Here is a 25617-nt window from a genome sequence, read left to right on the forward strand (position 1 = left end):
ATGCTCGTGACTGCGCCCACCTCCGCGACCCCTGTCACCCCCTACGCCACCCTCCTCGGATTCACCCGGTACGTCGACCGCACCGGGCCCACCAAGGCCACCTTCGTCGGCGGGCTGCGCCGGCAGCGGGCCAGCCGGCACGGCTTCAACCCGCACGGCCAGTTCGTCAAGGCGCTCAAGGCCGACGTCGCGTTCCACACCGGCGGCACCCACCTCGCGCAGGTCGCCGACCTGGTCAAGCCGCGCTGGCGCCCGCTCTACGAGGCGCTGGTGCCGGGCGCGACCCGCTGGCTGCAGTCGCTGGGCGAGCCGGCCGGCGTCGACCTGGCGCAGACCCGCGACGCGCTGGCGATGCTGGGTGACCTGCCCGTGAAGATCAACCCGCAGTTCGGTGTGCGGTACGCCGACGGCCGGGCCGAGGCGATCCGGCTGCACTTCGACGAGGCGCCGCCGAGCGAGGAGGCGACCCTGGCCACGCTGCACCTGATGGCCCGGCACATGGACGCGGTGCTGCCGCACGCCGAGCCGGTCCTGGTCGACGTGCGGCGCGGCGAGGCGCACCGGATGCCCGCCGACGTCAAGCCCGAGCAGATCGAGCAGTGGCTGGCCGGTGAGGCAGCCGCGTTCCGCGCCATCTGGTCCACCGCCGCCTGACCGACCGATCCGATCCGGCTCACCGCCGCCCCACCGAACGGCCGTCCCGCACCCGGGACGGCCGTTCGGCGTGCTGCGCCCGGGGCGATCGACCGGGCCGGAGCAGCCGCCGCGGCGGGGCGACACCGTCCCTCGTGTGCGCTTTCCCCTCTGGGCTCAGGTTAGTGGCATATGTGAGTAGTAGTCGGGAACAACCCGCCTGACTCCGCCTCGCCCCCGCCGGTCGTCGTCTCGTCCCGCCGCCCGTCGTCCGTCGAGGAGCACCAGTGGTAACAAACGACTCGCCTGTCGTACCCCCACTGCGGACCGCCCGCGCCCCGCGCCCGGTACGCGGACGCCTCATCCTGCTCGGGCCCGCGTTCGTAGCGGCGGTCGCCTACGTCGACCCCGGCAACTTCGCCACCAACTCCACCGCCGGGGCCCGGTACGGCTATCTGCTGGTCTGGGTGGTGGTGGCGGCGAACCTGGCCGCCATGCTGGTGCAGACGCTCACCGCCAAACTCGGCCTGGCCACCGGGCGCAGCCTGCCCGAACTGTGCCGGGAGCACCTGCCCCGGCCGCTGAACCGGGTCATGTGGGCGCAGGCCGAACTGGTCGCCATGGCCACCGACCTGGCCGAGGTGATCGGCGGGGCGGTCGCGCTGTACCTGCTGTTCGGCGTCCCGCTGCTGCCCGGCGGCCTGATCGTCGGCGCCGCCTCGTTCGCCATCCTGGCGCTGCGCGCCAGGGGTTTCCGGACGTTCGAGATCGCCATCGCGGTGCTGCTCGGGGTGATCGTGCTGGCGTTCGCGGTCAACCTGGTCACCGCGCAGCCGGACGTGTCCGACGCCGCGGCCGGCCTGCTGCCCCGGATGCAGGGCACCGACAGCATGCTGCTCGCCGCCGGCATCCTGGGCGCGACGGTGATGCCGCACGTCATCTACGTGCACTCGGCGCTGACGCCGAACCGCCTGCCCGCCGAGGGCGAGGCGCAGCGACGGGTGATCGCCAAGGGCCTGCGGGTCGACGTGCTGATCGCGCTCGGCGTCGCCGGGGCGGTCAACCTGGCCATGCTGCTGGTGGCGGCGAGCAGCTTCCACGGCACGTCGATCCCGGGCACCGACACCCTCGAAGGTGTGCACGCCGGGCTCGCCACCACGCTCGGTACGGCCGCCGCGGTCGGCTTCGCGGTCGCGCTGCTCCTGTCCGGCCTCGCCTCCACGAGCGTCGGCACGTACGCCGGTGAGATCATCATGCAGGGCTTCCTGCGCCGCCGGATCCCGCTGCTGATCCGCCGGATGATCACGCTGCTGCCCGCGCTGGCGGTGCTCGCGATCGGCGTCGACCCGACCCGGGCGCTGGTGCTGTCGCAGGTGGTGCTGAGCTTCGGCATCCCGTTCGCGCTGATCCCGGTGGTGATGTTCACCCGGCGCCGGGACCTGATGGGCAGCCTGGTCAACCGGCGGGCCACCACTGCGGCGGCGGTGGCGATCACGGCGTTCGTGGTGGCGCTCAACGCGTTCCTGCTCTGGCAGCTGGCCGCCTGAAACACGCCAGCGCCCGTCCGGCCTCCTGCGGCTGGACGGGCGCTGGTGATCGGGGCTCAGGCGGCCAGGTACTTCTCCAGGTCGTCCAGGATCTTGTTGGCGGCGCCCACGCCGATGCCGGTCATCCAGATCTCGTCGGAGACCACGTGCGCCTTGCCGGCCTTGACCGCGGACAGGCCCTTCCACAGCGTGCCGCCGGTGACCTTGGCCTGCTCGGCGGCGGCCTTCTCGCCGTACGCGGTCACGAACACCACGTCGCCGTCGGCCTCGGCGATGCGCTCCGGGCTGACCCGGTCCATCCGCTTGTCCTCCTTGCCGGCGAGCATCTGCCGCTCGGGGCGGCCCAGGCCGGTGTCGCCGACGACGATGCCGGAGAAGGAGTCCGGCCCGTACAGGCGGATCTCGGTCGGCATGAAGCGCACGATGGAGACCTTGCGGGACGCGGCGTCGCCGAGCTTCGCGCCGAAGTCCTTCGCCCGCTTCTCGTACTCGGCCAGCAGGTCCTTGGCCTGCTGCTCCTTGCCCAGCGCCGCGCCGTCGAGGAGGAAGTTCTCCTTCCAGGTGATGCCGACCTTCTCGGTGAACACGGTCGGGGCGATCTTGGACAGCTCGTCGTAGAACTTCTCCTGGCGGAACTTGCTGCCCAGGATGAGGTCCGGGTTGAGCGCGTTGATCGCCTCCAGGTCCGGCTCGGTGAGCACGCCGACCTCGGTGATGCCGGCGAGCTTGTCCGCGCCGAAGTAGGTGGGCCAGCTCTTCGCCTCACCGGCGGTGGCCGCGCCGACCGGGGTGACGCCGAGCGACAGCGCGGTGTCGATCTTGTCGGTGTCGAGCACGACCACGCGCTTCGGCTCGGCCGGCACCTTCGTGGTGCCCATGGCGTGGGTGATCTCCCGGGTCTCCCCGGTGCCGGCGCCGCCGACGGGATCGCTCTCCCCGCAGGCGGTGAGACCGACGCCGAGGGCGAGCGCGGCGGTGAGTGCGACGGCGAGACGACGCATGGTGTTCCTTTCGGTGGTGCGGGTCGGCGCGCTCAGGCGTCGCCGACGGGGACGCCGGCCGTGGCCGGCGTGGCGGCCGGAACGGCCGAGGTCTGGGTGAGGGCCGGCACCACGAGCGGGGCGCCGCTGACCGGGCAGGGCACGACCACGCAGTCCAGCCCGAACACGTCGCGGACCAGGTCGGCGGTGAGGATCTCGCGCGGCTCGCCGGCGGCGACCACCGCGCCGTCGCGCATGGCGATCAGGTGACCGGCGTACCGGGCCGCCTGGTTGAGGTCGTGCAGCACGGCCACCACGGTCCGGCCCCGCTCGGCGCGCAGCCGGTGCAGCAGGTCCAGCACCTCCACCTGGTGGGCCAGGTCGAGGTACGTGGTGGGCTCGTCCAGCAGCAGCGCGTCGGTGTCCTGGGCCAGCGTCATGGCGATCCACACCCGCTGGCGCTGGCCGCCGGAGAGCGTGTCCACCGCCCGGTCGGCCAGCCCGGCGACGTCGGCCAGCCGCATGGCTTCCTCGACCGCCCGGCCGTCCTCGGTCGACCACTGCCGCCACCAGCGCTGGTAGGGCTGCCGGCCGCGCCCGACCAGGTCGGCGACGGTGATCCCCTCGGGCACCAGCGGGCTCTGCGGCAGCACGCCGAGTCGCCGGGCCACGTCCCGGGTGGGCAGGTCCCGGATCGCCGCGCCGTCGAGCAGCACCGCGCCCCGCCGGGGCGTGAGCAGCCGGGCCATGGTGCGCAGCAGCGTCGACTTGCCGCAGGCGTTCGGGCCGACGATCACGGTGAACGTGTCGGCCGGCAGGTCGAGGTCCAGTCCGTCCAGCACGGTCCGGCCCTCGTAGCCGACGACCAGGTCGCGGGTGGACAGCAGCGCGGTCACGAGCGCCTCCCTCGGGTGCGCAGCAGCACGAAGATCAGGTACGGCCCGCCGATCGCCGCGGTCAGCACGCCGGCCGGCAGTTGGGTGGGCGCCAGCAGCCGCCGGGCGCCCAGGTCGGCGAGCACCAGCAGCAACGCGCCCAGCAGCGCGGCGCAGAGCAGCGGCGGTCGCTCGGTCCGGGCCAGCCGGCGGGCCACCTGCGGGGCGACGAGCGCCACGAAGTCCACCGCGCCCACCTGGGCGGTGACCATCGCGGCGGCCAGCACGCCGGTGCCGGCCAGGCCGATGCGCCGGGCCACCGGCCGCAGGCCGATCCCCCGCGCGGTGTCGTCGTCGAGCGTGCTGCTGCGCAGCGCCCAGCCGGCCCAGAGCAGCACCGGCAGCAGCACGGCGAGCGTGCCGGCGATCCAGGCCGCCTCGCTCCACCCCTTGCCGGCGAGCGTGCCGATGAGCCAGATCTGCGCGCGCAGCCCGTCGATCGGGTCGGCGGTGAGCATGACGACCTCGATCAGCGCCCGGAACGCGAACGCCACCGCCACGCCGGCGAGCACGAACCGCTGGGCGGCCAGGCCGTGCCGGGCGCCGAGCGCGAACACCAGTACCGCCGCGGCCAGGCCGCCGAGCAGCGCCGCCGGCGCCACCAGCACCGCCGCCGCCCCGCTGGTCAGCGCGATCGTGGCGGCCAGCCCGGCGCCCTGGGTGACGCCGATGACGTCGGGGCTGGCCAGGGGGTTGCGGGCCACGCTCTGGATCAGCGTGCCGGCCACGCCGAAGGCCGCACCGGCGACCGCCGCGAGGACGGCGCGGGGCAGTCGCAGGTCGCGCACCACGAGGTCGTACGGGGTGCCCGCGCCGGAGAGCGACCGCACCACGTCGACGGGGGCCACGTACGGCGTCCCCAGCGACAGGCTGACCACCACCGCGAGGCAGAGCAGCACGAACAGCACCAGCGCCAGAACGACAGGACGCCACCGGAACGGCACCACCACCGCCGCCCCGACCCGCAGAACCCCGCGCCCGGCCCCCAGCGGCCCACGTCGTTGATCTTGCACTTGCTGCCCCGACGGCGCCGGGATCGCCCCTTTCGCCGGGGCGGCAAGTGCAAGATCGCGGGAGTCTGTGCGGGGGACCGGGGTGGTCATGTCGTCACCGTTTTGGCTCGGTGGACCAGGTAGGCCAGCAGCGGGGCGCCCAGCAGGGCGGTGATGATGCCCGCGGGGATTTCGCCGGGCGGGGCGACCAGGCGGCCCGTCACGTCGGCCGCCAGCACCAGCGCGGGGCCGAGCAGCGCGGCGACCAGCAGCGTCCACCTGTGGTCGGCGCCCACGAGCGCCCGGGCCAGGTGCGGCACCGCCAGCCCGACGAACGCGATCGGCCCGGCTGCGGCCACCGCGGCGCCGGTGAGCAGCACGCCACCGCCGCCGGCGGCCAGCCGGACCAGGGCGACCCGGTGGCCGAGCCCCCGGGCCACGTCGTCGCCGAGGGCGAGCGCGTCCAGACCACGCGCGGCCAGCAGGGCCAGCAGCACGCCGGTCACCACGAACGGAAGCACCTGACCGGCCACGCCGACGCCCCGGCCGGTCAGCCCGCCGACCACCCAGAAGCGGTACTCCTCGAACGTGCGGGCGTCGATGCTGAGCAGCGCGTACACGATGGCGCCGAGACCGGCGTCGAGGGCCGCGCCGACGAGCGCGAGGGTGACCGGGCTGGCGCCGTCGCGGGCGCGGTTGGCGACCGCGAACACGAGCAGCCCGGTGAGCAGCGCGCCGGCGATGCCGAACCAGACGTACCCGGCGAGCGTGCCGACCCCGAACACGGCGATGGCCAGCACCACGCCGAACGAGGCCCCGGCGCTGATGCCGAGGATGCGCGGCTCGGCCAGCGGATTGCGGGTGACCGCCTGGAACAGCACCCCGGCCAGCGCCAGCGCGAGGCCGACGACCAGCCCGAGGACGGTACGCGGCAGCCGCATGTCCCGGACGACAGTGGTCGCGTCGCCGCCGTCCGGTGACACCAACGCGTGCCACACCTGGTCGACCGGGATGTGCCGGCTGCCGAGCGCCAGGCTGGCCAGCAGCGCCAGCAGGAGCAGCAGCGCCGCCGCCAGGGTGACCGCGATGCGGCGGGGTGCGCCACGGCGGGCGGGGGCCCCGGCCCGCGCGGGCCGGACGGCGACGGTGGTCACGGGGTGGCACGCCTTCCGGTTAGGTACGCCTCACCTTAGCTGACCTGGTAAGGCGCACCTAACCCGCCGGTGTCGATGCCCGGCAACCCCTAGCCTGAGGGCATGCGATTCGACAGGCACACGGTGGTGCTCCTGGTCCGCCCGGACGACGCGCCGGACCTGCCGCCCGACGCCCTGGAGCGGATCCAGGACGCCCACCTGGCGCATCAGGCCGGGCTGGTGGAGCAGGGCGCGGTGCTCGCGGCCGGGCCGTTCCTGGACGGCGACGACGGACGCGTCCGCGGTTTCGTGGTGCTGTCGGTGGACCCGCAGATGGCCCGCGAGCTGTACGCGAACGACCCGGCGGTCCGCGCGGGACAGCTCATCGCGCGGGTGAGTAGCTGGATGGTGCCGGAGGGGCAGGTCCGCTTCGAGCAGGTGCCGGTGCCCCGCTCGATGTTGGAGGCCGCAGCCGGCGACTGAGCGCGCGGATCAGTCCTCGGCGGCCTGCCGGACGCCCGGCACCACAGGCGTCGGCCACAGCGGGGCGCGCGGTCCGGCCGGCACCTCGACCTGCTGGTCGGACCAGACGTACGTCTCGGGCAGCAGGTCGGTCACCGGCACCGCGCGCAGCCCGTCCGGCGGCCCGACGATCACCCGGATCGCCGGGAAGTAGTCGAGCAGCACCTGACGGCAGCGCCCGCACGGCGGGATGACGCCCCGGCCCCGGTCCCCCACCGCGACGATCGTCTCCAGCTCGCCGGCGCCCTGGGTCGCGGCGGCCCCGATTGCCACCACCTCGGCGCACGGACCGCCGGTGAAGTGGTAGACGTTGACGCCGCTGAACACCCGGCCGTCGGTGCTGCGTACGGCGGCGGCGACGGTGTGGTTGTCGCTGCGGCAGCGCAGCTTCGCCACGGCGGTGGCGGCCTGCACGAGCGCCCGGTCGGTGTCCCGCATGATCATCCCCGCCCCTCGTCGGCCCCGTCGGCCCCCGTCGGCGGCAACTTTATCCCCGCCGGGCGGCCCGCCGGTGACGGCGCGCCCGTCGCCGGTAACCCGGGGGCGGTCCGCCGCGCGGCTGCCTATCCTTGGCGACGACATGCAGAAGCCAGCCGTACCCGCCGCCCCTGACACCGCCCGCGACCTGCACCGCCGCCTCGCCCCGCTGATGTTCCGCGACCAGCGCCGCCTCCAGCGGCGGCTCGACGGCGTGCGGCGGCTGCGTGACCCGCAGCGGCGGGACGCGGCGCTGGCCGAGATCGGTGCCGAGGTGACCCGGGCGGAGGCGCGCCTGGAGGCGCGTCGCGCGGCCGTGCCGGCGATCACCTACCCGGCGCAGTTGCCGGTGAGTGAGCGCAAGGACGACATCGCCGCCGCGATCCGCGACCACCAGGTGGTGATCGTGGCGGGTGAGACCGGCTCCGGCAAGACCACCCAGCTCCCCAAGATCTGCCTGGAGCTGGGGCGCGGGATCACCGGCCTGATCGGGCACACCCAGCCCCGCCGGCTGGCGGCCCGCACGGTCGCCGACCGGATCGCCGACGAGCTCGGCACCGAGCTGGGCGACGTGGTCGGCTACAAGGTGCGCTTCACCGACCAGGTGGGCGAGAACAGCCTGGTCAAGCTGATGACCGACGGCATCCTGCTGGCCGAGTTGCAGACCGACCGGATGCTGCGGCAGTACGACACGCTGATCATCGACGAGGCACACGAGCGCAGCCTCAACATCGACTTCATCCTCGGGTACCTCCGGCAGCTCCTGCCCCGCCGGCCCGACCTCAAGGTGGTCATCACCTCGGCGACCATCGAGACCGACCGGTTCGCGAAGCACTTCGCCGACGCCGAGGGCAACCCGGCGCCGGTGGTCGAGGTGTCCGGACGCACCTATCCGGTGGAGGTCCGCTACCGGCCGCTGGTCGAGGTGACCGAGGCCGAGGAGGAGGACGAGGCCGACGAGGAGAACGTCCGGGACCAGATCCAGGCCATCGGCGACGCGGTCGAGGAGCTGGCCGCCGAGGGGCCGGGCGACATCCTGGTGTTCCTCAGCGGCGAGCGGGAGATCCGCGACACCGCCGACGCGCTGGGCAAGCTGGTCCAGAAGAAGCGGTCGCTGCTCGGCACCGAGATCCTGCCGCTGTACGCCCGGCTGTCCACCGCCGAGCAGCACCGGGTCTTCGCCGCGCACTCCAACCGCCGGGTGGTGCTGGCCACCAACGTCGCGGAGACCTCGCTGACCGTGCCCGGCATCAAGTACGTGGTGGACCCGGGCACCGCCCGGATCTCCCGCTACTCCAGCCGGCTGAAGGTGCAGCGGCTGCCGATCGAGCCGGTCTCGCAGGCCAGCGCCAATCAGCGCAAGGGCCGCTGCGGGCGTACCTCGGACGGCATCTGCATCCGCCTCTACGACGAGCAGGACTTCGACTCCCGCCCCGAGTTCACCGACCCGGAGATCCTGCGCACCAACCTGGCCTCGGTCATCCTGCAGATGACGGCGATCGGGCTCGGCGACGTCGCCGCGTTCCCGTTCATCGACCCGCCGGACCGGCGCAACATCACCGACGGCGTGAACCTGCTGCACGAGCTGGGCGCGCTCGACCCGGCCGAGACCGACCCGGCGAAACGGCTCACCGCGCTGGGCCGGCGGCTGGCACAGCTCCCGGTCGACCCCCGGCTGGCCCGGATGGTCCTGGAGGGCGAACGCAACGGCTGCGCCACCGAGGTGGTGGTGATCGCCGCCGCGCTGTCCATCCAGGACCCGCGCGAACGCCCGGCCGACAAGCAGGCCCAGGCCGACCAGGCGCACGCCCGGTTCGCCGACAAGGAATCCGACTTCGTCGCGTACCTGAACCTGTGGCGCTACCTGCGGGAGAAGCAGCGGGAGCTGTCCTCCAGCGCGTTCCGCCGGATGTGCAAGGCCGAATACCTCAACTACCTCCGGGTACGGGAGTGGCAGGACATCGTCAGCCAGTTGCGCCAGGTGCTGCGAACCTCGGACAAGGGTGAGGGCCGGCGCGGCGCCGGCGCCGACCTGCCGGAGGAGATCGACACCCCGAAGGTGCACCAGTCGCTGCTGCCCGGCCTGCTGTCGCACCTCGGCCTCAAGGACGCGCAGAAGCACGAATACCTGGGCGCGCGGGGCGCGAAGTTCGGGATCTTCCCCGGGTCGGCGCTGTTCAAGAAGCCGCCGCGCTGGGTGATGGCCGCCGAGCTGGTGGAGACGTCCCGGCTGTGGGGCCGGGTGGCCGGGCGGGTCGAGCCCGAGTGGGTCGAGCCGCTGGCCCAGCACCTGGTCAAGCGCAGCTACAGCGAGCCGCACTGGGAGAAGAAGCAGGCCGCGGTGATGGCCTACGAGAAGGTCACGCTGTACGGCATCCCGCTCGTCACCTCGCGCAAGGTGAACTTCGGGCGGATCGACCCGGTGCTCAGCCGGGAGCTGTTCATCAGGCACGCCCTGGTGGAGGGCGACTGGCAGACCCACCACCACTTCTGGCGGGACAACCAGAAGCTGCTGACCGAGATCGAGGAGCTGGAGAACCGGGCCCGGCGCCGCGACATCCTGGTCGACGACGAGACCATCTTCGCCTTCTACGACCAGCGCATCCCCGCCGACGTGGTCTCCGGCCGGCACTTCGACTCGTGGTGGAAGAAGACCCGCCGGGAGCGGCCGGACCTGCTCACGTTCACCCGCGAGCTGCTCGTCAACGACGGCCGGGGCGGGGTGGACGAGGAGGACTTCCCGGACGAGTGGCGGGCCGACGGCGTGACGCTGCCGCTGACGTACACGTTCGACCCGACCGCGCCGACCGACGGCGTCACCGTGGACATCCCGCTGCCGCTGCTCAACCAGGTGCCGGCGGAGAGCTTCGACTGGCAGGTGCCCGGGCTGCGCGAGGAGCTGGTGATCGCGCTGATCCGGTCGCTGCCCAAGCCGGTGCGGCGCAACTTCGTGCCGGTGCCCGACTACGCGCGCGCCGCGCTGGCCGCGATCACGCCGGGCGAGGAGCCGCTGCTGGCCGCGCTGACCCGGCAGCTGCGCCGGATGACCGGCGTGACAGTGCCGCCGGACGCCTGGGACCCGGGGAAGCTGCCGCCGCACCTGCGGGTCACGTTCCGGGTGCTCGGCGAGGACGACAAACCGGTCGCCGAGGGCAAGGACCTGCCGGCGCTGCAACGCGAGCTGCGCCAGGAGGTACGGCAGGTCGTGGCCGCCGCCGCGCCGGACGTGGCCCGTTCCGGGCTGACCGAGTGGTCGATCGGCGCGCTGCCGCGCACCATCGAGCAGGTCCGCGCCGGCTTCGCGGTGACCGCGTACCCGGCGCTGGTGGACGAGGGCGCCACCGTCGGGGTGAAGGTGTTCGACTCGGCCGCCGAGCAGGAGGCCGCGCACTGGGCGGGCACCCGGCGGCTGCTGCGGCTGACGCTGCCGTCGCCGGCGAAGTTCCTCCAGGGGCGGCTGAGCAACGAGGCGAAGCTGGCGCTGTCCCGCAACCCGCACGGCAGCGTGCCGGAGCTGATCGAGGACGCGGCCGGGGCGGCGATCGACAAGCTGATCGGCGACGCGGGCGGCCCGGCCTGGGACGCCGAGGGCTTCGCCGCGCTGCGCGACAAGGTGCGGGCCGACCTGGTGGACACCGTGGTCGAGGTGATGGACCGGGTCCGCCGGGTGCTGGCCGCCGCGTACACGGTGGAGCAGCGGCTCGGCGCGACCCGCAACTTGGCGGTGGTGGCCGCGCTGGCCGACATCCGTGCCCAGCTCACCGGCCTGGTGCACAAGGGCTTCATCACCGAGACCGGCTACGCGCGCCTGCCCGACCTGCTGCGCTACCTCACCGCGATCGAGCGGCGGCTGGACCGGCTGCCCGGCAACCCGCAGCGCGACAAACAGCAGCAGGACCGGATCGCGGTGGTGCAGAAGGAGTACCAGGACATGCTCGCCGCGCTGCCCCCGCCGCGGCGCGCGACCCCGGCGGCCCGCCAGATCCGCTGGATGATCGAGGAGCTGCGGGTGAACGTGTTCGCCCAGGCCCTCGGCACCCCCTACCCGGTCTCCGAGCAGCGCATCTACCGGGCCATGGACGACGCCGAGGGCCGCTGAGCCGCCGCGCCGGCCGACGCCGGCGCGGCGGTCCGGTCAGCGGCGGATCACCGCGCCGAAGCCGAGCCAGCGACCGGCGTACGGCCCCTCCACGAGGCGGACGTGCTCGCGGCCGTTGAGCACCGAGCGGCCGTCGATGGCCACCGCGTCACCGACCCGGTAGGTGGTGGGCACCGACTTCATCAGCCCGGCGGCGTCGATCGAGTACGCCGGTGGCGCGTCGACGGCTATCGTGCCGGGCCGGTGCAGCTTGTAGCCGAACCCGGCGCAGATGCCGACCTGGTACCGGTAGGGCGAGTACTCCTGCACGTAGTAGCCGGCCAGGGTGCCGGCGGTGATCGCGTACCAGATCCCGGTCTGCCGCATGATCTTCACGCGGTCGCCGGAGGGCGCGGCGCTGGCGCGGGCCAGCGTCATCTTCGTCCGCGCGGTCACCGTGCCGGCGCTGTTGAACTTGTACGCGGTGTGCGTGCCGGAGGAGAACCGGATGTTGCCCTTCACGCCGTAGGGCGGGTAGTCGGTGTACCAGAGGTCGGCGAGCTGGGCCAGGTACGTGTCACCGGTGATGGCGTACTGCTGGACGAACTGGAACATGTGGGTGGAGTGGTACTGGCCGGCGTCGATGCCGTGGGTCAGGCAGTAGCGGCTGCGCCAGTGCCGCACCCGGGTCTTCTCCCACACGTCCCGGTAGGTGGTGATCGCGCCCTGCAGCATCAGCTTGGCGTCGGCGTTGCGGGTGAGCACCCAGTAGTCGTACAGGCCGTACGCGGAGAACATGTGCCCGTTGTAGGTGCGGTCGCCGCGGACCGCCTTCGGGTGCGGGTACTCCTCCAGCCACAGCAGACCGTCCACCACGTACACGCCCCACGGCTGGCCGGCCACCGCGGGCAGCAGGTACGAGGCGAAGGTGGCGTCCGCGGCGCCCTTCCACTTCGTCTCGCCGGTGCGCTGGTAGAGCCGGGTGAACAGGCTCAGCGCCTGCCCCTGGGCCATCATCGAGTACCAGGGCGCCGGGTAGAGGTCGGGGCCGCCGTGCAGCCGGTGGTCGAACGGGTACGGATAGAACCACGCGCCGGAGCGCAGCGTGCGGCGGTCGATCAGGCGCTGCGCCTGCCGCTTCGCCCGGTCCAGGTATGTCAGGTTCCCGGTGATCCGGTGGGCCTCCATCAGGTGCAGGCCGTACTGCGCCTGCGCGACCGGGTGGTCGTAGAGCCGGCCGCCGAGGCGCACCATGCGCACCCCGGTGGAGTCGTGCACACCGGGATCGACGAGCGGGACCGGCGAGGTCATGTGGTAGGGCTCGATGCCGATCGGCAGTTCCCGGATCTCGAAGCCGTCGTACCGGAACTGGAACGGCACCGACGCCGCGCCGGCGTACCGGCGGGTCGGTCCGCCGACGCGTCCGGCGCCCGGGGTGGAGGCCGCGCGCGGGGCCAGCCGGGGCATGTCCCGGGCCGGGATCGCGGACAGATTCGGCAGTGGCTCGACCGGCCCCGGCGGGCCGATCTCCAGGGCCGGGTCGATGACCGGGTCCGCCGGCGCCAGGAGCGAGGTCGCCGGGGACGCCGCGGCCCAGGCGGGGCCACCGCCGAGCAGCGGGACCGAGGCGGCGGCCAGGGAGCCGGCGACGACGGCACGCCGGCTCAGTGCAGGTGTCGGGCCGGCGGCCCCGGACGGGTCTTGATGGCGCATGCGAACCTCCCGTGTCTTCACATGCTGGGCATCAGCCTTCCCATGCTGTTCCGGTCGGCCGGGACGAGCAAGGACATTCGTCGCGACATGTCGGAGATCCGTCAAATGGCGGCAAGCGGCTCGACACCGGCGGGGAGCTGGTCGGCGGCGGTGGCGTCGTGGACGTACTCCAGGAGGATGCGGCGCAGCTCGCGCCCGGCGTGGGTGGGGACCACGTCGCGGCGGCGGGCCACCGCGATGGTCCGGCGGACCCCGGGCGGTACGAGCCGGGTGACCCGGATGCCGGCGCGGCGGGCCACCACGATGCCGGGCACCAGCGCGACGCCGAGCCCGGCCTCGACGAAGCTGAGCACGGCGTCCATCTCTCCGCCGTCGACGGACAGGGTCGGCTCGAACCCGGCCGCCCGGCACGCCTGGAGCGTGGCGTCGCGCAGGTCGTAGCCCTCGCGGAACATGACCAGCGGCTGGTCGCGCAGGTCGGTGATGCGCAGCTCCCCGGCTTCCGAGGCGCCCGGCAGCGGGTCGACCGAGGCGACCACCAGGCTCTCGCGCAGGATCGGGTCGGCGCGCAGCCCCGGGTCGGTGCCGGCCGACGGCATGATGATCAGGGCGAGGTCGAGGTCGCCGCGGAGCAGGTCCCGGACGAGATCCTGCGAGCCGCCCTCCTCCACGCGCAGGTCGATCGTGGGGTGCGCGTCGCGGAACCGGCGCAGCACCGGCGGGGCGAGCGAGGTGGCCAGGCTGGGCGTGGCGCCGAGCCGGACCCGGCCCCGGCGCAGCCCCACCAGTTCCTGCACCTCGCGGGTGGCGGTCTCCACGTCGGCGAGGATCCGCTTGGCCAGCGGCAGCAGCACCTCGCCGGCCGCGGTGAGGGTGATGTTGCCCCTTACCCGTTCGAACAGCGGGGCCCCCAGGTCGGCCTCCAGCGCGTGAATTTGCTTACTCAACGAGGGCTGGGTTATGCCGACAAGATCGGCCGCCTGGGTGAAATGTCGTACTTCGGCGACCGCCACGAAGTACCGAAGCTGATGGAGCTGCATCTACATAGCCTACGGCTATCAACGCTGCGATTTCGATGCATTGGACGCCTGATCGAAGTGCTCCTAGCGTCGTTCGCGTGGTAATCACGAAAACTCGGTCGCCCATCCGCTCCAATGTCGGCCTCAAGGCCGTCATGGCGGTGACGGGCATCATTCTGGTGCTGTTCCTGATCGCGCACATGCTCGGCAACCTGAAGATCTTCACGGGCGAGACCTCGTTCGACCACTACGCGCACTGGCTGCGCGACATCGGCACGCCACTGCTGCCGACGACGTGGTTCCTGTGGATCCAGCGCACCGTGCTCACCGTCGCCGTGCTGGGGCACATCGGCGCGGCCACGCTGCTCGCGATGCGGTCCCGGGCCGCCCGCCCGGTGCGGTACGCGCACCGCCGCAAGATCCACGTGAACTACGCGGCCCGCACGATGCGCTGGGGTGGTGTGATCATCCTGCTCTTCGTGATCTACCACATCCTCGACCTGACCACGGGTCACCTGAACCCGCAGGGCGACCCGGCCAACCCGTACGGCAACGTCGTCGCCGACTTCGCGCCGGAGCGGTGGTACGTCACGCTCTTCTACACCCTCGCGCTGGTGACCCTCGGCTTCCACCTGCGCCACGGCGCGTTCAGCGCGTTCCGCAGCCTCGGCCAGCAGACCCCGAAGGGCGAGCGCCGGGCCAGGATCGCCGCGCTCGTCTTCGCCGTCGCGCTCGTCGGCGGCTACCTGCTGGTCCCGTTCGCCGTGATCACCGGATTGGTGTCCTGACATGGATCTGTACCGCGAAGGCGACCCGATCGCCGACACCCGGGCCCCGGACGGCCCGATCGAGACGCGGTGGGAGCGCCACCGCTTCGAGATGAAGCTGGTCAACCCGGCCAACCGCCGCAAGATGACGGTGATCGTGGTCGGCACCGGCCTGGCCGGCGGTTCCGCCGCCGCCACGCTGGCCGAGCAGGGCTACCAGGTGCGGTCCTACTGCTACCAGGACAGCCCGCGCCGGGCCCACTCGATCGCCGCGCAGGGCGGCATCAACGCCGCCAAGAACTACCGCAACGACGGCGACTCGGTGCACCGCCTCTTCTACGACACGGTCAAGGGCGGTGACTTCCGCTCCCGCGAGTCGAACGTGCACCGGCTGGCCGAGGTGTCGGTCAACATCATCGACCAGTGCGTGGCCCAGGGCGTGCCGTTCGCCCGCGAGTACGGCGGCCTGCTGGACACCCGCTCCTTCGGCGGCGCGCAGGTGCAGCGCACCTTCTACGCCCGGGGCCAGACGGGCCAGCAGCTGCTGCTCGGCGCGTACCAGGCGCTGGAGCGGCAGATCGGCCTGGGCAACGTGGAGATGAACGCCCGCCACGAGATGCTCGAACTGGTGATCGTCGACGGCCGGGCGCGCGGCATCGTGGTCCGCGACATGGTCACCGGCGAGATCAGCACCGAGATGGCCGACGCGGTGGTGCTCGCCACCGGCGGCTACGGCAACGTCTTCTACCTCTCCACGAACGCCAAGGGCTGCAACGTCACCGCCTCCTGGCGGGCGCACCGCAAGGGCGCGTACTTCGCCAACCCCTGCTACACGCAGATCCACCCGACCTGCATCCCGGTCTCCGGCGACCACCAGTCGAAGCTGACCCTGATGAGCGAGTCGCTGCGCAACGACGGCCGGGTGTGGGTGCCCAAGGCCAAGGGCGACCAGCGCAGCCCCCGGGAGATCCCCGAGGACGAGCGGGACTACTACCTGGAGCGGATCTACCCGTCCTTCGGCAACCTGGTCCCCCGCGACATCGCCTCCCGCGCCGCGAAGAACGTCTGCGACTCCGGACGCGGCGTCGGCCCGACCGGCCTCGGCGTCTACCTCGACTTCGCCGACGCGATCAACCGGCTCGGCCGCAAGGCCATCGAGGCCAAGTACGGCAACCTCTTCGAGATGTACGAGCGGATCACCGGCGAGGACCCGTACGAGGTGCCGATGCGGATCTACCCCGCCGTGCACTACACGATGGGTGGCCTCTGGGTCGACTACGACCTGCAGTCGAGCATCCCCGGCCTGTTCGTGATCGGTGAGGCCAACTTCTCCGACCACGGCGCGAACCGGCTCGGCGCCTCGGCGCTGATGCAGGGCCTCGCGGACGGCTACTTCGTGCTGCCGAACACGCTCGCCAACTACCTGGCCTCCTCCGGCCCGCTGGACAAGGTCGACGCGAGCCACCCCGAGGCGGTCGCGGCGCGTACCGACGTCGAGGACCGGATCAAGCGGCTGCTCGCGATCAACGGCGACCGCACCGTGGACTCGTTCCACCGTGAGCTGGGCCAGATCATGTGGGAGCACTGCGGCATGGAGCGCTCCGAGGCCGGGCTGCGCAAGGCGATCGACGAGATCCGCGCGCTGCGCGAGCAGTTCTGGCAGCGGGTGCGCGTGCCGGGCGACGGCGAGGGGCTCAACCAGTCGCTGGAGAAGGCCGGCCGGGTGGCCGACTTCTTCGAGCTGGCCGAGCTGATGTGCATCGACGCGCTGCACCGCGAGGAGTCCTGCGGCGGTCACTTCCGGGCCGAGCACCAGACGCCCGACGGCGAGGCGCAGCGCGACGACGACCGGTTCGCGTACGTGGCGGCCTGGGAGTACACCGGCACCGGTGAGCCCGTGCTGCACAAGGAAGACCTGACCTTCGAATACGTCCACCCCACGCAGCGGAGCTACAAGTGAACCTGACCCTGCGCATCTGGCGCCAGCACGGCCCCGAGGACAAGGGTCGGATGGTGACCTACCCGGTGCAGGACGTGTCCCCGGACATGTCCTTCCTGGAGATGCTCGACGTGCTCAACGAGCGGCTGATCCTCGACGGCGAGGAGCCGGTCGCGTTCGACCACGACTGCCGCGAGGGCATCTGCGGCATGTGCAGCCTCATGATCAACGGTGAGGCGCACGGCCCGCAGCGCGGCACCACCGCCTGCCAGCTGCACATGCGGCAGTTCTCCGATGGCGACACGATCGACATCGAGCCGTGGCGGGCCCGGGCCTTCCCGGTCGTCAAGGACCTGGTGGTCAACCGCAACGCGTTCGACCAGATCATCGCCGCCGGCGGCTACGTCACCGCGCCGACCGGCAGCGCACCGGAGGCGCACTCGGTGCCGGTGCCGAAGGCCGACGCCGACGCCGCGTTCGAGTCGGCCGCCTGCATCGGGTGCGGCGCCTGCGTGGCCGCCTGCCCGAACGGCTCCGGCATGCTGTTCACCGCCGCGAAGATCACCCAGCTCTCGCTGCTGCCGCAGGGCCAGCCGGAGCGCTACACCCGGGTGATCGGCATGGTGGACGCGCACGACGGGGCCGGCTTCGGCGGCTGCACGAACATCGGCGAGTGCGCGGCGGCCTGCCCGAAGGGCATCCCGCTGAACACCATCGGCCGGCTCAACCGGGACTACCTGAAGGCGACCGCCAAGCGCGCCGGCTCCTGACCGGACACGGCACGACCCACGCGACCGCCGCACCCCGCATCCAGGGGTGCGGCGGTCGCGCTCGTACGGGGGCCGCCGCCGATTCAAGCCGCCTCTCGCGGGTAGCAGTCCGATGGACGGCACCGGAGAGGGGACATACAGGCATGAAGGCACTGACCTGGCACGGCAAGCGGGACGTTCGCGTCGAGGACGTCCCGGACCCCCGGATCGAGGAGCCGACCGACGCGATCGTCCGGATCACCTCGACCGCCATCTGCGGTTCCGACCTGCACCTGTACGAGGTGCTCGGGCCGTACCTGAAGCCCGGCGACGTCCTCGGGCACGAGCCGATGGGCATCGTCGAGGAGGTCGGGCCCGGGGTGACCCGGCTCAAGAAGGGCGACCGGGTGGTCGTCCCGTTCAACATCTCCTGCGGCTCGTGCTGGATGTGCGAGCGGCAGCTCTACGCCCAGTGCGAGACCACGCAGGTCAAGAGCCAGGGCAAGGGCGCGTCCCTGTTCGGCTACACCTCGCTGTACGGCTCGATCCCCGGCGGCCAGGCCGAGTACCTGCGCGTGCCGCAGGCCCAGTTCGGCCCGATCACGATCCCGGACACCGGCCCGGACGAGCGCTGGCTCTACCTCTCCGACATCCTGCCCACCGCCTGGCAGGCGGTGAAGTACGCGGACGTCCCGCCCGGCGGCACGCTCGCCGTGTTCGGGCTCGGCCCGGTCGGGCAGTTCAGCGCCCGGATCGGCCGGCACCTCGGCGCGGGCCGGGTGATCGGGCTGGACCTGGTCCCCGAGCGGCTGGAGATGGCCCGCCGGCACGGCATCGAGGTGCTTGACGTCAGCCAGCTCGACGACGTGCCCGGCACGCTCATCGACCTGGTCGACGGGCGCGGCCCGGACGCGGTGATCGACGCGGTCGGCATGGAGGCGCACGGCGCGCCGCTGGGCAAGATGGCCCAGACCGCCGCCGGGCTGCTCCCGGACAAGCTGGCCCAGGCGATGACCGACAAGGCCGGCGTGGACCGGCTCGTGGTGCTGCACGCCGCGCTCAAGGCGGTACGCCGCGGCGGCACCGTGTCGATCTCCGGCGTGTACGGCGGCGAGCAGGACCCGATGCCGCTGATGGAGATGTTCGACAGGGGCATCCAGCTGCGCATGGGCCAGTGCCACGTACGCCGCTGGGTCGACGAGATCATCCCGCTGCTGGAGCGCGACGACGACCCGCTGGGCGTCGAGGACCTGCGGACCCACCGGCTGCCGCTGACCGACGCGCCGCGGGCGTACGAGATGTTCCAGAAGAAGGAGGACGGCTGCGTCAAGGTCGTGCTCGCGCCGTGACCCGGACGGTGGTCGTCACCGGCGCGACCAGCGGGATCGGCCGGGCGACCGCCCTGGAGCTGGCGGGCCGCGGGGACCGGCTGGTCCTCGCGGCCCGCTCCCCCGCCACGCTCGACGAGGTGCGCGACGAGTGCCGGGCCGCGGGCGCGCGGGCGATCGCCGTACCGATGGACGTGACCGAGCCCGGCGCGGTGGCCGCGCTGGCCGACGCGGCGCAGGCCGAGTACGGCCGCGTCGACGCCTGGGTGCACACCGCCGCGGTGATGGCCTACGGCCGTTTCGACGAGACGCCGGCCGAGGTGTTCGAGCAGGTGGTCCGCACCGACCTGCTGGCCGCCGCGGCGGTGGCCCGGGAGGCGCTGCTCCGGTTCCGGGCCGGCGGCGGCACGCTCGTGCTCACCGGCTCGGTGCTCGGACACATCACCGCGCCCTACATGAGCGGCTACGTGGCCGCCAAGTGGGGCCTGCAAGGGCTGGCCCGCACGCTCCAGCAGGAGGCACGGGAGACGCCGGGCGTCGCGATCTGCCTGGTCAACCCGGGCAGCGTGGACACACCCGTCTACCGGCAGGCGGCCAACTACCTCGGCCGGGTCGGCCGTCCGCCGCCGCCGATCGCCTCGCCCGAGCGGGTGGCGCGGGCCATCGCGCACTGCCTCGACCGGCCGCGCCGGGAGGTGTCGGTGGGGCGGCTCAACGTGATCATGCGCTTCGGCTTCACCGCCCTGCCCGGGGTGTACGACGCGCTGGTCGGACCGCTGATGCGCCGGGCCGGGCTGACCCGGCAGCCGATCGCCGCCCACCGGGGCATCGTGTTCACGCCGAACCCGGCCGGTGAGGCGGTCCGCGGCGGGTGGCTGCCGGAGGTGTCCCAGGTGGTCCGGGCCGTGGGCGGACGCGCGGCGACTGTGGCGTCCGCGGTACGCCGCCGGCTGCCCTGACCGTGGCGTGGGTGGCCGGCGTGCGGGCGGACCGGGACGACTGTGGTTACCGTGTACGGCGGGACACGGCGGAGGGACGAATATGCGGGAAGCAACGGGGCAGGAGCCGGACCGGACGCGCGGCGGGCGGGTGTGGAAGCTCGCCGGGCTGGCCGCCGTCGCCGGGCTGGCCTGGGCGGCACGGGACGTACCGGCGCAGCTCGGCGGACGGCTCACCGGCGCCCGGGCGGAACGGGCGGCCCGGTCACCGCGCTTCCGCGACGGCACCTTCCACAACCCGGCCGGCGCCAGCGCCACGATGGTCGCCGACCCGGGCCGCAACCTGCTCCGGGAGCTGGTCTTCGGCAAGCAGAAGCGGCGGCCGGGCAGCCCGGTGCCGCTGGTGCGCCCCGGCGCCGCGCCCGCCGCCGACCCGGCCCGCGAGCTGAACGTCGTCTGGTACGGCCACGCCTCCACGCTCGTCGAGATCGAGGGACACCGGGTGCTGCTCGACCCGGTGTGGAGCGACAGGTGCTCCCCGTCCGGGCTGGTCGGCCCGCGGCGCATCCACGAGCCGCCGGTCCGCCTCACCGACCTGCCCCCGCTCGACGCGGTGCTGATCTCACACGACCACTACGACCACCTCGACATGGACACCGTCCGCACGCTGGCCGATCTCCAGTCCGCGCCGTTCGTGGTGCCGCTCGGCGTCGGCGCCCACCTGGCCCGCTGGGGCGTACCCGAGCACCGCATCGTCGAGCTGGACTGGTCGGAGAGCCACCGGGCCGGCGGGCTGACGCTCACCGCCACCGCCGCGCAGCACTTCTCCGGCCGCGGACTGCGCCGCGACGGCACGCTGTGGAGCTCCTGGACGATCACCGGTACGCACCGGAAGGTCTTCTACACCGGCGACTCCGGCTACTTCGACGGATACGCCGCGATCGGCGCCGAGCACGGCCCGTTCGACGTGACGCTGATGCAGATCGGCGCGTACGACAGGGCGTGGCCGCACATCCACATGTTCCCGGAGGAGGCGGTCGCCGCCCACCTCGACGTACGCGGCGGACTGCTGGTGCCGGTGCACTGGGGCACGTTCAACCTGGCCCTGCACGACTGGTCCGAGCCGGTGGACCGGCTCTGGGCCGAGGCGAAGGCGCGCGACGTGCGGCTCGCAGTGCCGCGCCCCGGTGAGCGGGTGGTGGTGGACGAGCCGCCGGCGGTGGACGGCTGGTGGCAGTCGGTCGCCTGAGCCACGCCGAAAAATTCGGACAAGGCAATCTTCTGCGCATATTTGCGTACTCTGTTCGCTGACGAGTCAGCGGCCGGAGGACAGCATGCAGGTTCGCCTATCCCCAGGCGTGGAAGAGCCCCGCACACCCACACCGCAGGCAGGCGTCGCCGCCACCGTCAAACGGGGTGTCGACGTCGTCGTCTCGGCGACCGCCCTGCTGGTGACGGCACCGATCCTGGCCGCGGTGGCGGTCGCGGTGCTGCTCGGCATGGGCCGCCCGGTCCTCTTCCGCCAGCAGCGCATCGGCCGGTACGGCGGGGAGTTCACCATCCTGAAGTTCCGGTCCATGGCGGGCGGCGGCGACGGCTTCTCCCCCGGCGACGACCAGGCACGGCTGACGCCCCTGGGGCGTTGGCTGCGGGCCACCAGCCTGGACGAGTTGCCCAGCCTCTGGAACATCCTGCGCGGCGACATGAGCCTGGTCGGCCCGCGCCCGTTCCCGACCAGCTACCGCGACCTCTACACGCCGGAGCAGTTCCGCCGGCACGACGTCCGGCCCGGCCTCACCGGGCTCGCGCAGGTCAACGGCCGCAACGAACTGGGCTGGGCGGAGCGTTTCGCCTACGACCTGCGCTACGTGGAGCACTGGAGCCTGCGGCTGGACGCCCGCATCCTGGCCCGGACCGCAGTCGCGGTGCTGCGGCGGCAGGGCATCAGCGCGCCCGGCGCCGCCACCGCGCACGAGTTCCGTGGCACCGCCGCGGAGGATCCGGTGGCGGCGACAGCGGGAAGCGGGTCCCGGTGACCCTCGACCTCGTCGTCGTCGGGTGCGGCGGCCACGGCCGGGAGATCGCCCAGATCGTGGCGGCGGTCAACGAGTCCGCCGCTCGACCGCCGTGGCGGCTGGCCGGCTTCGTCGACGACAACCCGTCCGAGCGGAACCGCAAACGCGCCGAGTCGTGTGGCGCGCCGTACCTGGGGACCGTGGCGGCGCTCGGCCAACTACCGCCGCAGACCCACGTCGTCCTCGGCCTGGGCGACCCACGTGTCCGGCAGAAAGTGGGCGCGCGGGTCGACACGTACGGCAGGCCGGCGGCGAGTCTCGTCCATCCGGACGCCACCGTCGGCCCGGACCTGGTGTCGGCCGAGGGCCTCGTGGTGTTCGCCGGTGGCCGGATCACCACCAACGTCACCGCCGGGCGGCACCTGCACGTCAACCAGAACGCCACGCTCGCGCACGACTGCGTGGTCGGCGACTACGTCTCCCTGCACCCGCTCGCGGCCGTGTCGGGCGACTGCCGCCTCGACACCGCCGCGCTGATCGGAGCGGGCGCGGTGGTGCTCCCCGGCCTGCGGGTCGGCGCCGGCGCGACGGTCGGCGCCGGCGCGTGCGTGGTACGCGACGTGCCGCCGGAGATCGTGGTCAAGGGAGTACCGGCCCGCTGAGCGGTCCTCAGAGCACGAAGGCGTCGGTCCAGAGCGCGCCGGAACGGCCCGACAGCGCGTCCAGCATGGCCACCGCCTGACCGTCGGTGAGCTGCGCGACGAAGTCGACGATCGCCCGGCCCCGGGCCCGGCCGATCCGGTCCGGGGTACGCGGGTGCAGCTCCGCCTCGGCCAGCTCCACCAGGTCGTGCAGCCGTCGCGGCAGCCGGGACTCCTCGTCCGGGTCCAGCAGCCACTCCCAGAGCGCCTCCACCAGCGTGCCCAGCAGCCGGGCCTGGCCGCGCTGGTGCAGCGCCAGGTCCGGGCGGGCCAGCACGAACCGGTGGTGCACGAACTTGAGCACCTGCACCTCGTGCCACTGCGCCTTGGCCAGCAGCACGTACCCGGAGCGGACGTGCGGGTCCGGGGTCACCGTGATGGCGTCCACGAAGCGGGTGGACCAGCGCGCGGAGAACCGGGCGACGTACTGCTCCGCCTCGATCGAGCCGTCGAACGGCAGCGCCAGCAGCCCCTCCACCAGCTCCTCGCGGACGTGTTCGACTGCGGCGGCGAACGCCTCGTCGTCGGCGATCCAGCCGTCCTTGCGGTGCAGTTGCCGGCGCAGCCGCTCGATCGCCGCGCCAGGGCGCCGGCCCGCCGCCTCCAGCGCGGACGCGGTGATCGACCGCAGGTGCCCGCACTCGCGCTGCCAGGCCATCAGCTCGGCCGCCACCGCGCCCTGCTGGAGCACCCCGACACGGTAGAAGTCCTCCACGTCGTGGATCGCGTACGCGATGTCGTCGGCGGTGTCCATCACCGACGCCTCGGGCGTCTGCTGCCAGTCCGGGATGCGGCCGGCGAACGGCTCCCGCGCCTGACGCAGGTCGTCCAGCTCGGTGCGGTACGCGCCGAACTTCACCGACCCGCTCTCCGGGTCCTCCGGCGGGGCCGCCGCGCCGCGGGGCGCCGGGTCGAGGTGCCGGGGGTGCGGGTCGGGATGGTCCAGCCGGGTCCACGGGTACTTCAGCATGGCGGCCCGGACCGCCGCGGTCAGGTCCAGCCCGGTGGTCGCCGCGCCGCGGATCTCGGTGCTGGTGACGATCCGGTACGACTGGGCGTTGCCCTCGAAGCCGTCGGCCAGCCCGAGCCGCTGCCGGGCCAGCCGGTCCAGCACCCGCTCCCCCAGGTGCCCGAACGGCGGGTGGCCGAGGTCGTGCGCGAGCGCGGCGGCCTCCACCACCTCCGGGTCGCAGCCGCCGAGCTTGTCCAGCAGGTCCCGGTACGCCGGGTCGGCCATGAGCCGCTCGGCGATCGCCCGGGCCACCTGGGCGACCTTCAGGCTGTGGGTGAGCCGGTTGTGCACCAGAAGCCCCGACCCGCCGGGACTGATCACCTGGGTGACACCGTTCAGCCGGGCGAAGAACGGCGAGCCGACGATCCGGTCCCGGTCGGCCCGGAACGGGCCGGCCGCCAGGTCGCCGAGCGCCCGGGCGCTGCCCCCGAAGAGCCGCCGGGCCCGCGGATCCGCAGGTGCCTCCATGATCGCCACGCTAGCGCAGCGACTCGCCCGGCGCGCCGCGACCTGTGTCTAGGGCAGCGGGGGCGCGTCCTCCAGCACCAGCCCGGGGGCCGCCGGCAGCCAGTAGCCCAGGTAGGTGCCGGCGGTGACCTGGTAGCTCAGGCGGCCGTTCACCCAGGCGCTGGCCCCCATCGGCGCGCCCGAGGTGCGCGGGAAGGTGACGGTCTTGGAGCCGACCACCTGCCACCTGCTGTCGTAGGCGTAGCCGGTGTAGGTGCCGGGCTCCACGGTCAGCAACCGGGTGGGCGCGTACGTGTGCTGGACGAACTTCCCGGCGAGCCACCGGTTCGCGGCGTCCTCCTCGACGAACATGCCGGCGAACACGCCGTTGGCCATGCGGTAGTAGACGCCCCGGCCGGTCACCCGGACGCGCTGGTCGGCGGTGGCGGTGGAGAAGCGGATCAGATTGATCGACTTCTGCGCGACGATCCGGCCGGCCGCATCGAACTGGTAGGCGACGTGGGAGCCGGGACCGAACCACACGATGCCGTCGACCGGTGGGTACGGATAGTCGGCGCGCAGCACGTCGGCGTACGCGGCGAACACGCCGGCATGGGTCAGCTGGTGCAGCGAGAGCATCTGCTGGGTGTGCACCTGGTGGTAGCTCGGGTAGGAACGCGCGCAGCCGACCGAGTACCGGCTGGCCCACTGCGGGACGCGCAATATGGCCGGCACGTACCGCCGCACCGTCGTGGCCGTCCCGTCCATCAGGCTCACCGCCCGGCTGTCCCGGGTGATCCGCCAGTAGTCGTACACGCCGTAGAACGCGTAGATCATGCCGTTGAGGACCCGTTCCCCGCGCACCCCCGGGCTGTCCGGGTATTCCTCCAGCCACAGGTAGCCGTCCGCGTCGGTCCAGCTGACCCAGGGCGCGCCGAGCTGCGGTTCGAGCGTGAGGCTGAGGAACGTGCGGTCCGCCGCCGTACGCCACGTGGCGTCGCCGGTCACCTCGTACAGCCGGACGAACAGGCTGAGCAGCTCCCCCTGCGCCATGGCGCTGTACCAGGGCGCCTGGAGCACCAGCCCGGTGCACCGGGGCAGGTCGAAGGGGTACGAGTACCACCACGCCCCGCGGGACTCCACCTTGCGGTCCAGGTTCCGCCGGGCCTGCGCGATCGCCCGGTCCAGGAAGAAGCGGTCACCGGTGACCTGGTAGGCGTTGAGGTTGTCCAGCCCCCAGTCGGCCTGGACCACCGGGTGGTCGTAGAGGACGCCCTGCCAGTTGAAGAGCCGCACCCCGGAGGCGTCGTGCGCCAGCGGGTCGGTCCGCGGGACTGTCATCTGCCGCGAGGTCGGTGAGACCGAGCCGGGCAGCAGGCGCGGCAGGTAGCCGTCCCGGGCGTACGCGCTGAGCGTCGCGCTCCGCTCGGGGAGGGCGGCCGCCGCGCCGGTCACCGGTGTCCCCGCCAGGCCGAGGGCGAGCACCGCGGCCACCGGCGCGCGCCAGGACAGGCGGATCCTCATGGGACCTCCAAGGTCGGGATTGTGCCTCCCATCCCAGCAACCTCTTGTCGCTTTTGCCACCCTCGTTTCATCATGCGTGGAATAGACGCACATAACATGAATACTTCTGACTGTCAGGGATCCTCCGCCGGACGCGGACGGGCGCGGACGCCGGCGTCGCACCGGGAC

General features: G+C 72.9%; 21 protein-coding genes. 12 read left to right on the forward strand and 9 right to left on the reverse strand.

Features of this window, described 5'->3' with window-relative positions:
* Positions 1-6 precede the first annotated feature (6 nt).
* Together HA073_RS11980 and HA073_RS11985 are read left to right on the forward strand one after the other, a co-directional pair.
* Complete coding sequence (locus tag HA073_RS11980) at positions 7-654, forward strand: hypothetical protein (protein WP_043325072.1); 648 nt, start codon at positions 7-9, stop codon at positions 652-654.
* Positions 655-920: 266 nt separating this feature from the next.
* Positions 921-2180 carry an Nramp family divalent metal transporter gene (locus HA073_RS11985; protein ID WP_166456382.1) on the forward strand — a complete coding sequence of 420 codons (1260 nt, stop codon included), beginning with the start codon at positions 921-923 and terminating at the stop codon, positions 2178-2180.
* Between the two features lie 56 nt (positions 2181-2236).
* On the opposite strand, the gene HA073_RS11990 is transcribed toward HA073_RS11985, so the two are convergent.
* The 4 genes from HA073_RS11990 to HA073_RS12005 form a co-directional block, all read right to left on the reverse strand.
* Positions 2237-3181 (reverse strand): ABC transporter substrate-binding protein, encoded by a 945-nt coding sequence (locus HA073_RS11990; RefSeq protein WP_043325074.1) that lies wholly within the window; start codon positions 3179-3181, stop codon positions 2237-2239.
* 32 nt (positions 3182-3213) lie between these two features.
* Positions 3214-4056: an ABC transporter ATP-binding protein gene (locus tag HA073_RS11995; protein ID WP_113973193.1), complete on the reverse strand. Its 843-nt coding sequence runs from the start codon at positions 4054-4056 to the stop codon at positions 3214-3216.
* Complete coding sequence (locus tag HA073_RS12000; protein WP_281604769.1) at positions 4053-5042, reverse strand: iron chelate uptake ABC transporter family permease subunit; 990 nt, start codon at positions 5040-5042, stop codon at positions 4053-4055. Before HA073_RS12000 ends, HA073_RS11995 begins: the two co-directional genes overlap by 4 nt.
* 152 nt (positions 5043-5194) lie before the next feature.
* On the reverse strand, positions 5195-6241 hold the full coding sequence (locus HA073_RS12005; protein ID WP_069089930.1) for an iron ABC transporter permease: 1047 nt from the start codon (positions 6239-6241) through the stop codon (positions 5195-5197).
* A gap of 102 nt (positions 6242-6343) precedes the next feature.
* Here HA073_RS12005 and HA073_RS12010 point away from each other — a divergent pair, with 102 nt between their 5' ends.
* The gene (locus tag HA073_RS12010) at positions 6344-6703 is read left to right on the forward strand and encodes a YciI family protein (protein ID WP_166456383.1); all 360 of its coding nucleotides are present in this window, start codon (positions 6344-6346) and stop codon (positions 6701-6703) included.
* A 9-nt stretch (positions 6704-6712) separates the two neighbouring features.
* On the opposite strand, the gene HA073_RS12015 is transcribed toward HA073_RS12010, so the two are convergent.
* Positions 6713-7180: a cytidine deaminase gene (locus tag HA073_RS12015; protein ID WP_240925689.1), complete on the reverse strand. Its 468-nt coding sequence runs from the start codon at positions 7178-7180 to the stop codon at positions 6713-6715.
* 142 nt (positions 7181-7322) lie between these two features.
* On the opposite strand from HA073_RS12015, the gene hrpA reads away from it, so the two are divergent.
* On the forward strand, positions 7323-11318 hold the full coding sequence (gene hrpA, locus HA073_RS12020) for an ATP-dependent RNA helicase HrpA (protein ID WP_166456385.1): 3996 nt from the start codon (positions 7323-7325) through the stop codon (positions 11316-11318).
* Positions 11319-11354: 36 nt separating this feature from the next.
* Here the strand turns inward: hrpA and HA073_RS12025 are convergent, their stop codons facing one another.
* On the reverse strand, positions 11355-13010 hold the full coding sequence (locus HA073_RS12025; protein ID WP_166456386.1) for a D-glucuronyl C5-epimerase family protein: 1656 nt from the start codon (positions 13008-13010) through the stop codon (positions 11355-11357).
* A 101-nt stretch (positions 13011-13111) separates the two neighbouring features.
* Positions 13112-14050 carry a LysR family transcriptional regulator gene (locus HA073_RS12030; protein WP_043325079.1) on the reverse strand — a complete coding sequence of 313 codons (939 nt, stop codon included), beginning with the start codon at positions 14048-14050 and terminating at the stop codon, positions 13112-13114.
* Between the two features lie 35 nt (positions 14051-14085).
* Between HA073_RS12030 and HA073_RS12035 the strand changes: the two genes are divergently transcribed.
* The 8 genes from HA073_RS12035 to HA073_RS12070 all read left to right on the forward strand — a co-directional run bounded on the left by HA073_RS12035 (position 14086) and on the right by HA073_RS12070 (position 22427).
* Positions 14086-14817 carry a succinate dehydrogenase cytochrome b subunit gene (locus tag HA073_RS12035; protein ID WP_176722908.1) on the forward strand — a complete coding sequence of 244 codons (732 nt, stop codon included), beginning with the start codon at positions 14086-14088 and terminating at the stop codon, positions 14815-14817.
* Between the two features lies 1 nt (position 14818).
* Positions 14819-16756 (forward strand): fumarate reductase/succinate dehydrogenase flavoprotein subunit, encoded by a 1938-nt coding sequence (locus tag HA073_RS12040; RefSeq protein WP_104113620.1) that lies wholly within the window; start codon positions 14819-14821, stop codon positions 16754-16756.
* Positions 16753-17505, forward strand: a complete 753-nt coding sequence (locus tag HA073_RS12045; RefSeq protein WP_166456387.1) for a succinate dehydrogenase/fumarate reductase iron-sulfur subunit — start codon at positions 16753-16755, stop codon at positions 17503-17505. The genes HA073_RS12040 and HA073_RS12045 overlap by 4 nt, the downstream gene beginning before the upstream one ends.
* A gap of 143 nt (positions 17506-17648) precedes the next feature.
* Entirely contained in the window at positions 17649-18833 is a 1185-nt protein-coding gene (locus HA073_RS12050) for a zinc-dependent alcohol dehydrogenase (protein ID WP_043325082.1), read from the forward strand.
* Positions 18830-19771, forward strand: coding sequence for an SDR family NAD(P)-dependent oxidoreductase (locus HA073_RS12055; protein ID WP_069089934.1), 942 nt, complete (start codon positions 18830-18832; stop codon positions 19769-19771). Before HA073_RS12050 ends, HA073_RS12055 begins: the two co-directional genes overlap by 4 nt.
* Before the next feature lie 82 nt (positions 19772-19853).
* Positions 19854-20999, forward strand: coding sequence for an MBL fold metallo-hydrolase (locus HA073_RS12060; RefSeq protein WP_069089935.1), 1146 nt, complete (start codon positions 19854-19856; stop codon positions 20997-20999).
* Between the two features lie 109 nt (positions 21000-21108).
* A complete protein-coding gene (locus HA073_RS12065) occupies positions 21109-21786 on the forward strand; it encodes a sugar transferase (protein ID WP_166456388.1) in 678 nt (225 codons plus the stop codon).
* Positions 21783-22427 carry a NeuD/PglB/VioB family sugar acetyltransferase gene (locus tag HA073_RS12070; protein WP_064447495.1) on the forward strand — a complete coding sequence of 215 codons (645 nt, stop codon included), beginning with the start codon at positions 21783-21785 and terminating at the stop codon, positions 22425-22427. The genes HA073_RS12065 and HA073_RS12070 overlap by 4 nt, the downstream gene beginning before the upstream one ends.
* A gap of 7 nt (positions 22428-22434) precedes the next feature.
* On the opposite strand, the gene HA073_RS12075 is transcribed toward HA073_RS12070, so the two are convergent.
* Together HA073_RS12075 and HA073_RS12080 are read right to left on the reverse strand one after the other, a co-directional pair.
* A complete protein-coding gene (locus tag HA073_RS12075; RefSeq protein WP_043330360.1) occupies positions 22435-23946 on the reverse strand; it encodes a deoxyguanosinetriphosphate triphosphohydrolase family protein in 1512 nt (503 codons plus the stop codon).
* 48 nt (positions 23947-23994) lie between these two features.
* Positions 23995-25449 (reverse strand): D-glucuronyl C5-epimerase family protein, encoded by a 1455-nt coding sequence (locus tag HA073_RS12080; RefSeq protein WP_166456389.1) that lies wholly within the window; start codon positions 25447-25449, stop codon positions 23995-23997.
* Between the last annotated feature and the right edge of the window lie 168 nt (positions 25450-25617).

Origin of the sequence: Micromonospora sp. CMU55-4 (genome assembly GCF_011602315.1) — a bacterium.
Lineage (GTDB): Bacteria > Actinomycetota > Actinomycetes > Mycobacteriales > Micromonosporaceae > Micromonospora > Micromonospora chalcea.

Excerpts from the sequence above, each read along its gene's own strand:
- HA073_RS11990 (WP_043325074.1), bottom strand. The coding sequence starts at position 3,181 with ATGCGTCGTCTCGCCGTCGCACTCACCGCCGCGCTCGCCCTCGGCGTC.
- HA073_RS12010 (WP_166456383.1), top strand. The coding sequence starts at position 6,344 with ATGCGATTCGACAGGCACACGGTGGTGCTCCTGGTCCGCCCGGACGAC.
- HA073_RS12015 (WP_240925689.1), bottom strand. The coding sequence starts at position 7,180 with ATGCGGGACACCGACCGGGCGCTCGTGCAGGCCGCCACCGCCGTGGCG.
- hrpA (WP_166456385.1), top strand. The coding sequence starts at position 7,323 with ATGCAGAAGCCAGCCGTACCCGCCGCCCCTGACACCGCCCGCGACCTG.
- HA073_RS12025 (WP_166456386.1), bottom strand. The coding sequence starts at position 13,010 with ATGCGCCATCAAGACCCGTCCGGGGCCGCCGGCCCGACACCTGCACTG.
- HA073_RS12030 (WP_043325079.1), bottom strand. The coding sequence starts at position 14,050 with ATGCAGCTCCATCAGCTTCGGTACTTCGTGGCGGTCGCCGAAGTACGA.
- HA073_RS12035 (WP_176722908.1), top strand. The coding sequence starts at position 14,086 with ATGCATTGGACGCCTGATCGAAGTGCTCCTAGCGTCGTTCGCGTGGTA.
- HA073_RS12040 (WP_104113620.1), top strand. The coding sequence starts at position 14,819 with ATGGATCTGTACCGCGAAGGCGACCCGATCGCCGACACCCGGGCCCCG.
- HA073_RS12050 (WP_043325082.1), top strand. The coding sequence starts at position 17,649 with ATGAAGGCACTGACCTGGCACGGCAAGCGGGACGTTCGCGTCGAGGAC.
- HA073_RS12060 (WP_069089935.1), top strand. The coding sequence starts at position 19,854 with ATGCGGGAAGCAACGGGGCAGGAGCCGGACCGGACGCGCGGCGGGCGG.
- HA073_RS12075 (WP_043330360.1), bottom strand. The coding sequence starts at position 23,946 with ATGGAGGCACCTGCGGATCCGCGGGCCCGGCGGCTCTTCGGGGGCAGC.
- HA073_RS12080 (WP_166456389.1), bottom strand. The coding sequence starts at position 25,449 with ATGAGGATCCGCCTGTCCTGGCGCGCGCCGGTGGCCGCGGTGCTCGCC.